The organism is Zhihengliuella sp., assembly GCF_031178195.1.
Lineage (GTDB): Bacteria > Actinomycetota > Actinomycetes > Actinomycetales > Micrococcaceae > Zhihengliuella.
Map to the genome: position 1 here is coordinate 17,068 of NZ_JAPSJL010000009.1, position 15,350 is coordinate 32,417.

Annotated in this window: 14 protein-coding genes and 1 tRNA gene; 11 read left to right on the forward strand and 4 right to left on the reverse strand. The window is 68.3% G+C overall.

Features of this window, described 5'->3' with window-relative positions; genetic code table 11:
• Positions 1–20: 20 nt before the first annotated feature.
• Positions 21–746 carry a response regulator gene (locus RIN46_RS12180; RefSeq protein WP_309082004.1) on the reverse strand — a complete coding sequence of 242 codons (726 nt, stop codon included), beginning with the start codon at positions 744–746 and terminating at the stop codon, positions 21–23.
• The gene (locus RIN46_RS12185; RefSeq protein ID WP_309082005.1) at positions 743–2,428 is read right to left on the reverse strand and encodes a sensor histidine kinase; all 1,686 of its coding nucleotides are present in this window, start codon (positions 2,426–2,428) and stop codon (positions 743–745) included. The genes RIN46_RS12180 and RIN46_RS12185 overlap by 4 nt, the downstream gene beginning before the upstream one ends.
• A gap of 127 nt (positions 2,429–2,555) precedes the next feature.
• Here RIN46_RS12185 and RIN46_RS12190 point away from each other — a divergent pair, with 127 nt between their 5' ends.
• Positions 2,556–3,860: a cation:dicarboxylate symporter family transporter gene (locus RIN46_RS12190; RefSeq protein WP_309082006.1), complete on the forward strand. Its 1,305-nt coding sequence runs from the start codon at positions 2,556–2,558 to the stop codon at positions 3,858–3,860.
• 172 nt (positions 3,861–4,032) lie between these two features.
• Here the strand turns inward: RIN46_RS12190 and RIN46_RS12195 are convergent, their stop codons facing one another.
• Positions 4,033–4,626 (reverse strand): TIGR03086 family metal-binding protein, encoded by a 594-nt coding sequence (locus RIN46_RS12195; RefSeq protein WP_309082007.1) that lies wholly within the window; start codon positions 4,624–4,626, stop codon positions 4,033–4,035.
• Positions 4,627–4,816: 190 nt separating this feature from the next.
• Between RIN46_RS12195 and RIN46_RS12200 the strand changes: the two genes are divergently transcribed.
• From RIN46_RS12200 to RIN46_RS12235, 8 genes are all read left to right on the forward strand, one after another.
• Positions 4,817–5,755, forward strand: a complete 939-nt coding sequence (locus RIN46_RS12200; RefSeq protein ID WP_309109469.1) for a ParA family protein — start codon at positions 4,817–4,819, stop codon at positions 5,753–5,755.
• On the forward strand, positions 5,752–6,684 hold the full coding sequence (locus tag RIN46_RS12205) for a segregation/condensation protein A (protein ID WP_309082009.1): 933 nt from the start codon (positions 5,752–5,754) through the stop codon (positions 6,682–6,684). The genes RIN46_RS12200 and RIN46_RS12205 overlap by 4 nt, the downstream gene beginning before the upstream one ends.
• Complete coding sequence (gene scpB / locus RIN46_RS12210) at positions 6,681–7,325, forward strand: SMC-Scp complex subunit ScpB (protein WP_309082010.1); 645 nt, start codon at positions 6,681–6,683, stop codon at positions 7,323–7,325. Before RIN46_RS12205 ends, scpB begins: the two co-directional genes overlap by 4 nt.
• Positions 7,326–7,459: 134 nt before the next feature.
• Positions 7,460–8,707, forward strand: a complete 1,248-nt coding sequence (locus RIN46_RS12215) for a pseudouridine synthase (RefSeq protein WP_309082011.1) — start codon at positions 7,460–7,462, stop codon at positions 8,705–8,707.
• A 72-nt stretch (positions 8,708–8,779) separates the two neighbouring features.
• Entirely contained in the window at positions 8,780–9,904 is a 1,125-nt protein-coding gene (locus RIN46_RS12220) for a prephenate dehydrogenase (RefSeq protein WP_309082012.1), read from the forward strand.
• 62 nt (positions 9,905–9,966) lie between these two features.
• Positions 9,967–10,620 carry a (d)CMP kinase gene (gene cmk, locus RIN46_RS12225; RefSeq protein ID WP_309082123.1) on the forward strand — a complete coding sequence of 218 codons (654 nt, stop codon included), beginning with the start codon at positions 9,967–9,969 and terminating at the stop codon, positions 10,618–10,620.
• 67 nt (positions 10,621–10,687) lie between these two features.
• The gene (gene der, locus RIN46_RS12230) at positions 10,688–12,223 is read left to right on the forward strand and encodes a ribosome biogenesis GTPase Der (RefSeq protein WP_309082013.1); all 1,536 of its coding nucleotides are present in this window, start codon (positions 10,688–10,690) and stop codon (positions 12,221–12,223) included.
• A 163-nt stretch (positions 12,224–12,386) separates the two neighbouring features.
• Positions 12,387–12,460, forward strand: a tRNA-Pro gene (locus RIN46_RS12235).
• A 261-nt stretch (positions 12,461–12,721) separates the two neighbouring features.
• Here the strand turns inward: RIN46_RS12235 and RIN46_RS12240 are convergent.
• The gene (locus RIN46_RS12240) at positions 12,722–12,862 is read right to left on the reverse strand and encodes a hypothetical protein (RefSeq protein WP_309082014.1); all 141 of its coding nucleotides are present in this window, start codon (positions 12,860–12,862) and stop codon (positions 12,722–12,724) included.
• Between the two features lie 542 nt (positions 12,863–13,404).
• Between RIN46_RS12240 and RIN46_RS12245 the strand changes: the two genes are divergently transcribed.
• Together RIN46_RS12245 and RIN46_RS12250 are read left to right on the forward strand one after the other, a co-directional pair.
• Positions 13,405–13,902: a hypothetical protein gene (locus RIN46_RS12245; protein ID WP_309082015.1), complete on the forward strand. Its 498-nt coding sequence runs from the start codon at positions 13,405–13,407 to the stop codon at positions 13,900–13,902.
• 20 nt (positions 13,903–13,922) lie between these two features.
• Positions 13,923–14,873 carry a hypothetical protein gene (locus RIN46_RS12250; protein ID WP_309082016.1) on the forward strand — a complete coding sequence of 317 codons (951 nt, stop codon included), beginning with the start codon at positions 13,923–13,925 and terminating at the stop codon, positions 14,871–14,873.
• The last annotated feature ends 477 nt before the right edge of the window (positions 14,874–15,350 follow it).

Here is a 15,350-nt window from a genome sequence, read left to right on the forward strand (position 1 = left end):
CGCCCCGCCGGGGCGCGGGATCAGTCCGCGGCGGCCCAGGCGTACTCGAACTCGGGGCGGCCTCGGGTCCCGTGCCGGGGCCGGCGGCCGGCCTGCCCGGACGCGGAGAGATGCTCCAGGTACCGGCGGGCCGTCACCCGGGACATGTCCAGGGCCTCGGCCACTTCAGTCGCCGAGCGGGACCCGCGGCCGGCCGCGGCATCCGACTGGAGCAGGTCGGCGATCTGCTCCAGCGTCTCCCGGATGAGCCCCTTCGGCAGCGCCGCGGACGTCTGCGGCCGGAGCGCGGCGAACGCGCTGTCGATGCTGTCCTGCGTGGCCGCCCCGGCCGTGAGCGAGGAGTGGAAGCGGTCGAAGCCCTCGAGCTTCGCTGCGAACATGGCGAACGTGAAGGGCTTGATCAGGTACTGCGTGATGCCCGCGGAGACCGCCGTCCGCACCACCGCGAGGTCGCGGACGGCCGTGATGGCGATGATGTCCACGGTGCTCCCGCGGCCGCGGATCCGCCGGGCCACGTCCAGCCCGTGCAGATCCGGCAGGTTCATGTCCAGCAGCACCAGGTCCACGGGCGTCCCGGCCGCGGACTGCGCGTCCAGCTCCCGCAGGCCCTCCTGGCCGCTGCCGGCGACGGCCACGCACTCGAACCCCGGGACCCGGGCCACGAAGTCGGCGTGGGCCGCGGCCATGATCGGCTCGTCGTCGATCACCAGGACGCGCCAGGGCCGGCCGGCCTCCCGCGCGCTCATGCGGCCCTCCCGCGCAGGGGCAGCGTCGCGGTGAAGATCGCGCCGCCGTCGTTCTCGATCTGCAGGGTCCCGCCGAGGCGCAGGACCGCCTGCCGCACCAGGGCCAGGCCGACGCCGCGCGGGGCGCCGGAGCCGTGCGCGGCGGCCGGACCGGCCGGGATCTTCGAGGAGGCGCCGAAGCGCAGGAACTCCTCGATGAGCTCCTCGTCGAGGCCCGGCCCGGAGTCGGCCACCGTGATGAGCAGCTCGTCGCCCGTCGCCGCGAAGTCGGCCCACACCCGGCGCTCCTCGCTCTCGGCCGCGGCGTCGAACGCGTTGTCCAGCAGGTTGCCCGTGATGGTCACCAGGTCCCGTGCGTCGAGGGAGTCCGGCGGCAGCTCGCCGGACGCGGTGAGCGTCAGCTGGAGGCCCCGCTCGTGCGCCTGCGCGGCCTTGCCGACCAGGAGCGCGGACAGGTACGGCTCGTCGAGGGAGCGCACGACGTCGTCCGTGAGCTGCTGGGAGGCCTGGCGGTCCTCGACGGCGAACCGCAGCGCCTCGTCGGTGCGCCCCAGCTCGATGAGCGAGGCGACCGTGTGCAGGCGGTTGGCGTGCTCGTGCGTCTGGGCGCGCAGCGCGTCGGCGAGCGTCCGCATGGACTCGAGCTCGCCGGCCAGGGACTGCAGGTCGGTGTGGTCCTGCACGGTGGTGACGATGCCGCCGCGCTCGCCGGAGTGCTGGTTGAGGATCAGGATGCGCCCGTGGGCGAGGTGGACCTCGTCCTCGGCGGGGCGCCCGTCCGCGATGAGGCGGGCGACCGGCTCCGGCAGGCCGGCGTCGTCCACGGGGCGGAGGTGCCGCGGGTCCACGGGGGAGAGGCCGAGCAGCTGCGCCGCCCGGTCGTTGTAGAGCACCAGCCGGCCCCTCGCGTCAGTGAGCAGGAGCCCCTCCCGCAGGGAGTGCAGCGCCGAGTCGTAGTAGTCGAACAGGCGGCGCAGCTGCTCGGGGCCGAGGTCCAGCGTGGCCCGGCGGACGTAGCCGGCGATCGCGTAGGACCCGATCCCGCCGATGCCGAGGGCCAGCCCGGCGACGAGGCCGATCGCCGGGATGTCCGAGGCCAGCGCGACGTCCAGGCGGCGCGAGGTGACCCCGACGGCGACCAGGCCCACCAGCTCCGAGCGCCCCACGGCAGGATCTGCGGCCCCGGGGTCGGCGGCGTCCGGGGCGGCGCCGTCGCCCCCGCCCGGCGCCGGGGCTGCGGTGACGAAGACCGGGCTGATCGCCCGGACGGAGGGTCCCAGCGTCCCGGCGTACTCCTCCACGTGGGGCCGGCCCGCCCGGGCCTGTTCGATGCTCCCCAGGTATGGGTGGCCGATCTCGGCCGGATCCGGGTGCGTCACCCGCGTGCCGTCCGGCATCATGATCGTCACGAAGTCGACGTCGGCCTCCTCCAGCAGCTTCGCGGTGTAGGGCTGGAGCCGGGCGGAGGGGTCCGCGCCGGCGAGGTGTCCGGCGACGAACGGGTCGTTCGCCAGCGTCGCGGAGATGCTCTGCACCCGCGCTGCGGTCTCCTCCCGCATCCGGTCCCGTGTGTTGTCGTAGCTGACGCCGGCCAGCAGCGCCGAGAGCACGACGACGACGGCCAGCTGCCAGAGGAAGAGGCGCCGCGCCAGGCTCATGCCGTGCCCCTTCCGGTCGCGCACGTGAACAGTATGAACTCAAGGAGTGTGTTCTGCGACACGTCTCCCACGATGGGTGGTGAACACTTCCGGCGCCCCCGGGGCTCGACGACGAGCCCCCTCCCGGCGCGGGACCATCCTAGGAGGATAGATGACTGCTGCGAACACGGCCGTCGACGAGCGCCCGGCCCAGCCGGCGCCGCCGCGGAAGAAGGATCGCACCCACTGGCTCTACATCATGGTGATCGCCGCCGTCGTGCTCGGCGCCACCGTGGGCCTGATCGCCCCCGAGGTCGGCCAGGACCTCAAGCCGCTCGGGACCATGTTCATCGCGCTGATCAAGATGATCATCGCCCCGGTGATCTTCTGCACCATCGTCCTGGGCGTCGGCTCGATCGCCCAGGCCGCGACCGTCGGCAAGGTCGGCGGCCTGGCCCTGGGCTACTTCATGGTCGTGTCCACGTTCGCCCTCGCCCTCGGCCTGGTGGTCGGCAACGTCATCCACCCCGGCGAGGGGCTGGAGCTGCAGCCGTACGAGGCCGCCGCCGGCGGCGAGGAGAACCACACGGTGGACTTCCTGCTCGGCATGATCCCGGGCGACATCCCGGTGCTGCCCACCCTGGTGCTGGCGCTCCTGGTCGGCTTCGCCCTGCAGCAGATGGGCGAGTCCGGCGCCCCCGTGCTGCGGGCGATCCGCCACCTCCAGGCCGTGGTGTTCCGGCTCATGATGATGATCATGTGGGTCGCCCCGATCGGCGCATTCGGCGCGATCGCCGCGGTCGTCGGAGCCACCGGCTGGGCCGCCATCGGCTCCATGGCCATCCTCATGGGCGCGTTCTACGCCACGTGCGCGCTGTTCATCGTGGTGGTCCTCGGCGGACTGCTGAAGCTGGTCACGGGCATCAGCATCTTCAAGCTGCTGAAGTACCTGGCGCGCGAGTACCTGCTGATCTTCTCCACCTCGTCCTCCGAGTCCGCGCTGCCGCGGCTCATCGCCAAGATGGAGCACGCCGGCGTCTCCAAGCCGGTCGTCGGCATCACCGTCCCCACCGGCTACTCCTTCAACCTGGACGGCACGGCCATCTACCTGACCATGGCGGCCCTCTTCGTCTCCACGGCCATGGGCATGCCCATGAACCTCGGCGAGCAGATCGGCCTGCTGGTGTTCATGATCATCGCGTCCAAGGGCGCCGCCGGCGTCACCGGCGCCGGCCTGGCGACCCTGGCCGCCGGCCTGCAGGCGCACCGTCCGGACCTGCTGGACGGCATGGGCGTGATCGTGGGCATCGACAAGTTCATGTCCGAGGCCCGCGCGCTGACCAACTTCACCGGCAACGCCGTGGCCACGCTCCTGATCGGCAAGTGGACCGGCGAGCTGGACCGGGCGCAGACCGAGGAGGTCCTCTCCGGGCGCCGCCCGTTCGACGAGGCGATCATGGAGACGGTCGGCCACTGACCCCGCTCCGGCCTGGATGAGCCGCCGCCTCCGAGTCCGCTCTGGAGGTGGCGGCTCTTCTATGCCCCGATGCCGCGCAGGAGGGCCAGCGCGCCCCGGTCACGTCAGATATCGAGCGGGGGTCGCCCCTTCTCAGGGCATGCCCGCGCTTCAATTGCCCCAGGCCCGCGGATCAGTGCTCCGCATCAGATGTCACGGGCCGTCCCAAGAACGCAGCCAGCCGGTCCAGGGCTGTCGCGCCGTCACCGGCCGCCTGCTCGGGGGCGAAGCGCCCTGCGCGCGGGACGTCGGCCAGCTGGGCACGTGCGAACCGCAGGCTGTGCGCGGCCAGCGACTCCAGCAGCGGATCGGGGCCGAGGGGTTGACCGGTAGCCCGGGACAGGTCCCACACATGGGCCAGCAGATCGTACTGTCGGATTTCCAGCCGCTCGGCCCCGGTAGCCGCGCCCAGGGGGCCGGGGAAGCTCCGTTCGAGCACGCCTGGAGCGCTGCAGGCAGCGAGTAACCGGCGGGCAGAATCCGCGTAGGCGCCCGAGGGGTCCCCGTTCAAGACGTCGGTGCCGCGCTGCGGTGGCTGTCGATCGGAGAGCGCAGCACCGAAGACCAAGTTTATGCCGACTACGTGCGAGACCAGCTCGCGCACCGTCCACTCGGTGCAGGGTGTGGAGGCCGACCATTGCCCCGGCGCGACGCCGTCGATGAGCCGGCCGGCGATGGCCAGTGCGTGGCCGAGTTCTTCGAGCGATACATGCCGTGAGGTGTCCATAGTGCGGTCCACGCTTCCACGGGCGGTCGCCGAGTCCAAGCCCGCCGGCAAACTCGAACCGTCGTCCGGAACCTTTCACCTCAGCTTCAAGGTAAAGGCTCGCCGGTGAACGGAAGGCGTCGCGGCCGGGCGGCGGAGCGTTAGCCTTGAACGAGTTAGACACACGACGACGGAAGAAGTGGTTGCAACCGTGAGTGAGACTAAGGGAACCCGTCCCCGCGCTGGGCTGCTGAACGAGCCTCCAGTCCTGGGGCCCACGGGGCGTCCGCTGACCCACTTCCCGGAGCCGGAGCCGCTGAGCGTGCACGGTCCGGCGCGCATCATCGCCATGGTGAACCAGAAGGGCGGGGTCGGCAAGACCACGTCCACCATCAATATGGCCGCCGCGCTCGCCGAGTACGGCCGCAAGGTCCTGCTGGTGGACTTCGACCCCCAGGGCGCGCTCTCGGCCGGGTTCGGCATCCAGCCGCACGATCTCGACGTCACCGTCTACAACGTCCTGATGGACCGCAAGACGGAGATCGCCGACGCCCTGATCGAGACCGGTGTGGAGAACATCGACCTGCTGCCGGCCAACATCGACCTCTCCGCCGCCGAGGTGCAGCTGGTCAACGAGGTAGCCCGCGAGCAGGTCCTGGCGCTGGCGCTGCGCAAGGTCCAGGACGACTACGACGTCATCCTGATCGACTGCCAGCCGTCCCTGGGCCTGCTGACCGTCAACGCGCTGACCGCAGCGCACGGCGTGATCATCCCGCTGACCGCCGAGTTCTTCGCGCTGCGCGCCGTCGCCCTGCTGGTGGAGACCATCGAGAAGGTCCAGGACCGCCTGAACCCCGGCCTGTCCATCGACGGCGTGCTGGCGACCATGTACGACGCGCGGACGCTGCACAGCCGCGAGGTGGTGGGCCGGCTGCTGGAGGCGTTCGGGGACAAGGTCTTCGAGACCGTCATCAAGCGCACCATCAAGTTCGCCGACGCCAACGTGGCCGCCGAGCCGATCACCAGCTACGCCGGCAACCACCCCGGCGCCGAGGCCTACCGCAACCTCGCCAAGGAGCTCATCGCCCGCGGGGGGCCCCCGCCGCCCGCGGCCGCGGACCGGGGACGGCAGGGGGCGCCCGCGCGATGAGCGAAGTGAGCGCAGCGGAGTCGGCGAAGCCGGCGGGGGAGGACGCCCCCGCCGGCTTCGCCGTGACGCTGGAGCACTTCAGCGGGCCGTTCGAGGTCCTGCTGAACCTGATCGGCAAGCGCGAGCTGGACATCACCGAGATCGCCCTGGCGGCCGTGACGGACGAGTTCATCGCCTACATCAAGGAGCTGCGCACCCGGGTCGGGAACAAGGCCCTGGACGAGACCACGCAGTTCCTGGTGGTCGCCGCGACCCTGCTGGACCTCAAGGCCGCCCGCCTGGTCCCCTCCGGCGAGGTGGAGTCGGAGGAGGACATCGCCCTGCTGGAGGCCCGCGACCTGCTCTTCGCCCGGCTCCTGCAGTACAAGGCCTTCAAGGCCGTCGCCGCGGAGATCAACCGCCGGTACGTCAGCGAGGGCGGCCGCTACCCGCGCCAGGTCTCGCTGGAGCCGGAGTTCGCCGCGCTGCTGCCGGAGCTGGTCTGGAAGACCGGGATCGCCGATTTCGCCGCGATCGCCGAGAAGGCCCTGGCGCCCAAGCCCATGCCCGCCACCGAGGTGGGCCTGGGGCACCTGCACGCCCCGGCTGTCAGCGTCCGCGAGCAGGCGGCCGTGATCGCCGAGCTGCTGCGCGCCGCCTTCGAGGCCGCAGACGGGGCGGGCTCCAGCCTCAGCTTCGCCGAGCTCACCGCGGACGCCGACTCGACGCTGATGGTGGTGGCCCGCTTCCTGGCGCTGCTGGAGATGTACCGGGACAAGGTGGTGGACTTCGACCAGGCCGACCCGCTCGGCGACCTGCAAGTCCGCTGGACCGGCGACGAGGAGACCTGGAGCGCCGACCGGCTGCAGGAGGAGTACGACGACGTGGGGCCGGGTCCCGCTGAGAAGGAAGCCGCGGCCACGCAGGACGAGGAGACGGAGGAATCATGAGCACGCAGGCATCGACGGGCGCGCGGGCATCGACCAGTGCGCCGGCATCGACGGCGCGGTCGGCGGCGAGCCCGGACACCGGGGTCGACGTCGAGGAGTTGCCCGGCGGGCTGCGGGCCGGGCTCGAGGCCGTGCTGATGGTGGTGGACGAGGCGGTGCCGGCGGCCCAGCTGGCCCGCGTGTTCGGCGTCTCCGCCGCCGAGGTGGAGACGGAGCTGGAGGCGATCGCCGAGGCCACCGAGGGGCACGGATACGAGCTGCGGGAGATCGGCGGGGGCTGGCGGTACTACTCCCGACGTGACTTTGCTCCCTTTGTCTCCCGGTTCGTGGTGGACGGCCAGACGGCCCGGCTGACGCAGGCGGCGCTTGAAACTCTGGCCGTTGTCGCGTATCGTCAACCGGTTACTCGCGGGCGGATAGCGGCCATCCGCGGGGTCAACGTCGACTCCGTGATGCGGACGCTCACCCTGCGGGGACTCGTCGAGGAGGCGGGCACGGACCCGACTTCGGGCGCCCTCCTGTATCGGACGACGTCGTATTTTCTGGAAAGATTGGGACTGGGCAGTATTTCAGAACTGCCGAAGCTGTCGCCGCACCTCCCGGGCGTCGATGAACTCGACGGGCTCGACGGCGAATTCTGACTTTCCGGCGTGCCCCGCGCACGCACCGCGCACCACCGCCAGCGTTGCGGGATGCGCCCGCCGACCACACGAGACGAGAGAGACGAACCGGCGCCGCCGAGCGGCCGACCGGTGAGTCGATGTAAGGACACAGCATGAAGCAGACACCGTCAGGCTCCGGCCGCGGCAAGAAGCCCGCCGCCGGCGGCAGGAACAGCGGCGCCCCCGGCCGGAACAGCGGAGCCCCGGGCCGGGGCGGCCAGCCCTCCGGCAAGGGCGCACCGCGCACGGGAGGCCCGTCGTCGGGCGGACCCCGCTCCGGCGCCCCCCGCTCGGGCGGGCAGCGTCCCGGGTCCTCGCGGACCGACGGGTCGAAGTACAACGGCGACCGGTACGAGGGCTCCAAGTTCGGCGCGCCCAAATCGGGTGCAGGCAAGCCGGGAGCCGGTAAGTCCGGCGCCGGCAAGCCGGGTGCGGGCCGGGGCGGCCCGAAGGCGGGCGCCAAGTTCGGCAAGTCCACCGGCAAGCCGGACGCGCGCGGCGGCAAGCCGCAGCCCCGCAAGAGCGGCACCAAGCCCACCAAGGCGTTCGCGGGCGAGCGGTTCGGCCGCCAGCTCGGCGCCGTGGACCGCAAGCAGCGCGGCCCCGTCTCCCGCCCGGCCAGCACCGAGTCGTCGGGCGAGGGCGTGCGCCTGCAGAAGGTCCTCGCCAACGCCGGCGTCGCCTCCCGCCGCGTGAGCGAGGAGCTCATCGAGGAGGGCCGCGTGGAGGTCAACGGCGAGGTCGTCACCGAGCTCGGCGTCCGCGTGGACCCCACCCGGGACGCCGTCCACGTGGACGGCATGCGCGTGCAGACCAACGAGGAACTGAAGTACTACGTCTTCAACAAGCCCCGCGGCGTGGTCTCCACCATGGACGACCCGGAGGGCCGCAAGTGCATCTCCGACTTCGTCAAGAACCGCGACGAGCGCCTCTTCCACGTCGGCCGGCTCGACGTGAACACCGAGGGCCTGCTGGTCCTGACGAACGACGGCGAGCTCGCCAACCGCCTGACGCACCCCTCCTACGAGGTGCCGAAGAAGTACCTGGTGCAGGTCAACGGGCCGCTGCCGCACGGCGTCGGCGCGGAGATGAAGAAGGGCCTCCGCCTGGAGGACGGCTTCGCGAACGTCGACTCGTTCAAGCTCGTGGACTCCGCCCCCGGCAAGGTCCTGATCGAGGTGGTCCTGCACTCGGGCCGCAACCGGATCGTCCGTCGCCTGTTCGACGCGGTCGGCTTCCCCGTCAAGCGCCTGGTACGCCTGGAGATGGGGCCGCTGCGCCTGGGCGACCAGAAGCAGGGGACCGTGCGCGCGCTCGGCCCGCAGGAGGTCGGGCACCTGCTCGCCTCTGTGGGCATGTAGCGGCGGACCGGAACCCAGCGCATCGCGTCCCTGCACGGGGCGCATGCTTCACCACGACGACGGAAGGACACCATGACGGAGACGCACCTGCACGGGCCCGTGCTGATCCTTGGCACCGGCCTGCTCGGCGCCAGCGTGGGCCTCGGCCTCAGCCGCCAGGGCGTGGACGTCCTGCTGTCCGATCCGTCGCCCACCGCGGAGGCCATCGCCCAGGACATCGGCGCCGGGCGCATCCTCGGCGGGGGAGAGCACGACGTCGCCGCGCTCCAGCCGCAGCTAGTGGTCGTCGCGGCGCCGCCGGACGTCGCGGCCGCCGTCGTCGCCGATGCGCTGCGCACCTACCCGGAGGCGACCGTCGTGGACATCGCCTCCGTGAAGGCCAGCATCCTCGCCGCCCTGCGGCAGGCGGCCGACGCCGGCGAGATCGCACCCGAGGACCTCTCCCGGTACGTGGGCACGCACCCGATGGCCGGCCGGGAGAAGTCCGGGCCGGCCGCCGCGCGGGGCGAGCTCTTCACGGCCATGCCGTGGGTCGTCTGCGCGCACGCGGACGCCAGCCCGGCGGCCGTGCGCACGGCGGCGGACCTCGGCGCGGACCTGGGCGCCACGGTGGTGCGGATGGACGCGGCGGAGCACGACGCCGCCGTCGCACTGGTCTCCCACTTCCCGCAGATCGCCTCCTCCCTGCTGGCCTCGCGGCTCATGAACGCCCCGGCGCACGCGCTGTCGCTGGCCGGCAACGGCCTGCGGGACACCACGCGCATCGCTGCGTCCGATCCGCGGCTGTGGATCCAGATCCTCAGCCACAACGCCCCGGAGGTCGTGAAGATCCTCCACGGGCTCCGCGAGGACCTCAACCGGCTCATCGCCACCCTGGAGGACCCCGGCGCCGAGGGGGCGCTGCTGGATCTGGCGAAGCTGATGGAGGAGGGCAATGCCGGGCAGGCGCGCATCCCCGGCAAGCACGGCTCGCCGCCGCGCGCGTTCGCCGTCGTCACGGTGATCGTGGACGATCGGCCCGGCCAGATCGCCCGGCTCCTCGCCGACGTCGGCGAGGCCGGCGTCAACCTCGAGGACCTGCGCATGGACCACTCGTCCGGCCACCAGGTGGGCATGGTGGAGATCTCCGTGCTGCCGGGCCGGAGCGAGGAGCTCACCCAGTACCTCTCTGACCGCCAATGGAAGGTGATCCAGTGACCGCACCCGAAGAGACCCAGGCCGCCGGCGGCTCCGCCTCGGACAGTTCCGCGCAGGAGCGGCTGGTCGTCGCGATCGACGGGCCCTCCGGCAGCGGGAAGTCCTCCGTCGCCAAGGAGGCCGCCCGCCGCCTCGGCGCCGCCTACCTGGACACCGGCGCCATGTACCGGGCGGTGACGTGGCACTGCCTCGACGCCGGCACGGACCTGACCGACGCCGACGCCGTGGCCCGCGCCGTCCGCGAGGCGGACCTGTCCATCAGCACGGATCCGGGCCTGGAGCGGATCGCCATCCACGGCACCGACGTCACCACCACCATCCGCGAGCCGTTCGTCTCCGAGGCGGTCTCCGCCGTCGCGACCAACCTGGACGCGCGCGCCGAGCTGGTGCGCCGCCAGCGCGCGATCATCGGCGAGCAGCGACGGATCGTGGCGGAGGGCCGGGACATCACCACCGTCGTCGCGCCGGACGCGCACTGCCGGATCCTGCTCACGGCCAGCGAGGAGGCGCGGATGCGCCGCCGCGGGCTGCAGCTCGGCGGGGCCACCGCCGAGGCACTGCAGCGCCAGGTGGTGGAGCGCGATGCCAAGGACTCGACGGTCACCAACTTCACCACCGCCACCGACGGGGTCCACACGCTGGACTCCTCGGACCTGGACTTCGAGCAGACGGTTCAGGCCGTCCTGACGCTCGTGGAACGGGCCCCGCGCGCCTGAACCGGCCCGATAGACTGGAACGATTCTTGACAACGTTCTCCCCAGCAAGCGAAGGAACTTCACTGACATGACCGACACCCCCACCACGGGCGACGGCGACGAGTACCTGCCCTCGGGAGAAGACCACGTCGCCGAGCGCTTCGCCGGCATCTCCGAGGAGGACGCGGAGGCCCGCGTCGCCTCGCTGCGCGCCGGCCTCGCCGACTACGACCTCGACGACGAGGACGCCGCGCTCCTCGCCAGCATGAACGACGAGTACGACGACGAGGGCGAGGACTCGCTCCCGCCGGTCGTGGCGATCATCGGCCGCCCCAACGTGGGCAAGTCGACCCTGGTCAACCGCATCATCGGCCGCCGCGAGGCCGTGGTGGAGGACGTGCCGGGCGTGACCCGCGACCGCGTCTCCTACCAGGCCGAGTGGGGCGGGCAGGACTTCACGCTCGTGGACACCGGCGGCTGGGAGCACGATGCCAAGGGCCTGCAGGCCCGCGTGGCCGAGCAGGCGGAGATCGCCGCCGACCTGGCCGACGCCGTGATCTTCGTGGTCGACGCGACCGTGGGCGCCACGGCCACGGACGAGTCCGTGATGAAGATGCTCCGCCGGATCAAGAAGCCCGTCTTCCTGGTCGCCAACAAGGTGGACGACATCATGCAGGAGGCCGAGGCGCACGCGCTGTGGTCGCTCGGCTTCGGCCAGCCGTACCCGGTCTCGGCGCTGCACGGCCGCGGCACCGCGGACCTGCTGGACGACCTGGTGAAGAAGCTCCCGGAGTACTCCGCGTACGGTGGGCTCATCCCGCGCGGCGGCCCGCGCCGCATCGCGCTGGTGGGCCGCCCGAACGTCGGCAAGTCCTCGCTGCTGAACAAGCTCGCGGGCTCCGAGCGCGTCGTCGTCGACAACTTCGCCGGCACCACCCGCGACCCGGTGGACGAGCTCGTGGAGCTCGGCGACCGCACGTGGCGCTTCGTGGACACCGCCGGCATCCGCCGCCGCCAGCACATGGCGCACGGCTCGGACTACTACGCGTCCCTGCGCACGCAGGCGGCCCTGGACAAGGCCGAGGTGGCCGTGGTGCTCCTCGCCGTGGACGAGGTCCTCAGCGAGCAGGACGTTCGCATCCTGCAGATGGTGATCGACTCCGGTCGCGCGCTGGTCCTCGCCTTCAACAAGTGGGACCTGCTGGACGACGAACGCCGGTACTACCTGGAGAAGGAGATCGACCAGGACCTGGCGCACGTGGACTGGGCGCCGCGCGTGAACATCTCCGCCCGCACCGGCTGGCACAAGGACAAGTTGGTCCCCGCCCTGGACACCGCGCTGGAGTCCTGGGACCGCCGCATCCCCACCAGTAAGCTCAATGCGTTCCTGGGCGAGCTCGTGGCCGCGCACCCGCACCCGGTGCGCGGCGGCAAGCAGCCGCGCATCCTGTTCGCGACGCAGCCGTCGGCCCGCCCGCCGCGGTTCGTCCTGTTCACCACGGGCTTCCTGGATCCGGGCTACCGGCGCTTCATCACGCGGCGCCTGCGCGAGACCTTCGGGTTCGAGGGCACGCCGATCGAGATCAGCATGCGCGTCCGCGAGAAGCGCGGCCGCAACCGCTAGCCGGGAGTGCTCTGTACGACGGCGTGGGGTCGCGTTTCGTGACATTCCCGACGTCGCACGGGGAGCCCCGTGGCACGGCGGACGGCCGACATGGGGTACAGTATTCAAGGAGCTTTTCGCAGACGGTACCCCGCCCCGGCGGGGAGAACGTCTGCGAAAACTTCGGGCTGTGGCGCAGCTTGGTAGCGCACTTGACTGGGGGTCAAGGGGTCGCAGGTTCAAATCCTGTCAGCCCGACCGTGTGATGTGTCGGGACATCGTTGACAGATGTCTCAGCACATCGTTGACAGGAGGTCCTCCGAACCTATGGGTTCGGAGGACCTCCTTTTTTGTGCGTGGGTGCGGATTCGCCCGCAACTTGCGGTGAGGCTTCGGCCCGTCGAGTCGGTCGTCTACTGAGGTTTCTACCGTTCGGCCCCTGGAGCGTCGGACCGCGTGCTTCGGACATGTAGCGGTGTACGTTCCCCGGGACTGCGGTGCCCGCGCTCTGGGGCTGGTTTACACCTCTTTGGAGCCATATTCGACCGACAGTGCGTAGATCCACTGATGGCTCGCGCCGTACTTTGTGGCGGCCGCGGTGACGCTCAGGCCCTCCTCGAGCACGGAGCGGACGATGACGAGGTTCTTCTGCTTTCCCATGCCCGGCTCAACGCCGCAGTTGTCAACGATGTCCCGAGACACCTGTCAAGTATCACCGGCGGTGCCGCTCCAGAGACTGTCGACTATGTTCTGAGACTGTGCAAGAGAATGGCGAGTTGAAGCGGGTGCATGTCGCCCTGATGAGTCCCTCATCGTTTCGCCACGAGGCTCGAGCGTCGCACGACGCGCCGGTCCGGCCCGTTGTCTCCCCGTCGAGGTGGAATCGGGGATGAGCCTGGTGCTTACGTCGCTGCCGTGGCCGCCGCCGTCGTCGCGACCGAAGCTGACGGCTGACTCGGCCTCAAGATGCTTCAACTTGTCCGTGCTCCATGGAACCATCTATCTATGGACGAGCGCACGGAGCTGAAGCTCCTGAAAATTCCTAGTATCCGGTGTGGACGAACGCTCGGACTGTTACCGCATGCTCATCTATGCGACGGCAGTGTTGTGAAGCGGACATACTTAGGGGTCTCCGAAAAACATGCTTCGAAGCGAGCCGAGCGAGCACTTGGGCGTTCAGCCACAGTTCAGTTTGGGTTGTGATGGCTAGGCTTCTCCTATTCTTATCGTCATTGTCTCCCGGAATTGTCGTCGCCGGCATCAGGGCGGCAGGAGAGTTTGGCTTCCCGGGTTGGATCATCACACTGGTTGGAGTCGTTCTCATGCCCGTCGGCTTCTTCACCGTTCGGTCAAGAAAGGGGAACGCAGCCATTCCAACAGAAATTGTGTCAGTTAAGGATGAGACACTCCAGATTCCGACGTACTTGATTACATTCATATTCCCGTTTCTATTCGTCCAGATAGACGACCTCTGGACCTTGGCGGCCCTAGCAGTTTTCGTCGGGTTGGTCTCCGTCCTATTATGGAAAAACGATATTTCGTTAATAAATCCGGGTATGCTTGTTTCAAAGTATAGAATGTATGAGGTAGAGTCGGTGGATGGTCGGAATCTAATTGTAGTCTCAACCAGGAGGCCTTACGTCAGGGACTACGAGGACCTCCATCATTTGGCCGGACGCACTTATGTTTTATCAGATTAATAATCGTAGTTGGGGAGAATATGGATAACGAATTAAAGGATCTGACGCTCTTGCAGTTTTCGGAGGCCGATCCAATCACTTTGGCGGTCGGTTGGACGGTTGGCAAGAACACAAAGGTTCGCCAGATAATGCTTGGTGAAGATGTGAGCGCAGCATTCATGTCGGTAGCCATGCGCACGGTCGACGATTTGGGACAGCGTGAGGCCGCGGAGTGGACGCCGGATGCTGACCTAACCCCGGAGACATATTTGGTCTTGCGAGCGGATGAAGTTGGCGACGCGCCTACACTCACCAGTGATCATGACCATGGGAAGTCCTTTCTGAATGTTTTGGCTGAGGCGGAACGATTAGAGGCAATCAACCCCAGGCATTTACCAACTGGTGACGTTTCGTTTTACGCCATCGTTATCGGTAAGCCGGGTGCGAGGAAAGCTTTCATTAGACGCAGTAACCCAAGAAGAGGACTAAAGAGGGGGCGCATATACAGCACGTTAGGCGATTCTCTTCAGCGTGTTGAGGATCCAATTTTCGCATTTGACGACTGGGTGGACCTAGTCTTGGACGGACCGTATCTGTATATCTTAAGTCAAACAGTATTCGCTGCCTTCTTTAGAGATCAAGAAACCTTGGCAAAGAAGATTCCGGAATGGATTGACCAGTTAACGAATCATGTCCCGTTGGCGGACTCGAGTCGAGACGTGATAAGAGGGAAGGTTAGCCGCGACTCGCGCCTTAAGGCGCGGCTCGAAGCAATAGTCCGCCGCGGTCACTTGGGTGAAGTTACAGCAGAGACACTTCGCAGGGCCATGGAAGACAACGAACTGGATCCTGATCGTCTTTTAGATGAGAGTGGTAATCTTACGTTGGAGGAAGACGATGTCCCTCAGGTTTTGTACCTTTTGAATGAAGATCTATTTACTGGTTCGCTGACAAAAACCGGTTTTAGGGCTGATAGAAAAGCGGCGCGTTAATAAAGCGTGCGGAAGCCAAAAGTCGAGGACCCGGTGACGAACGTCATATGTTGCTTGTCAGCTATTCGATGCTACTTGAAATCTTCAAGGCTATATCTCTTGATGAATGAATGAAGTTGCCGACACTGGCGTAATGGCAGGACTCTCGGCTGGCGTATGCCAGTCGAGAGTCCTGCGCTTATCGCTTCTAACCATACTTTGCCCTTAGGCGCCTTTTCGATATTTGACTAATGATGAACGAGAAGGCTCTAAAGCTTTGTGGAGGTGGTGCCGGACTGGGGGCTTAGCATCTGAGTGGGACAGCGTGAGGTGATACCCGCGGGACCCGAGTCAACCCCTTCGGGCGTGGGTGCATTCTGCGGGTCTTGTTTGGTAAACCTAGATGTGCTCACTCGATAGCATCGTGAATTCCACTGCGGAAGGCCTCTTGCAGGAAAGATATTTTCATAGGGCCGGGCCTCGACCGACACCGCTATT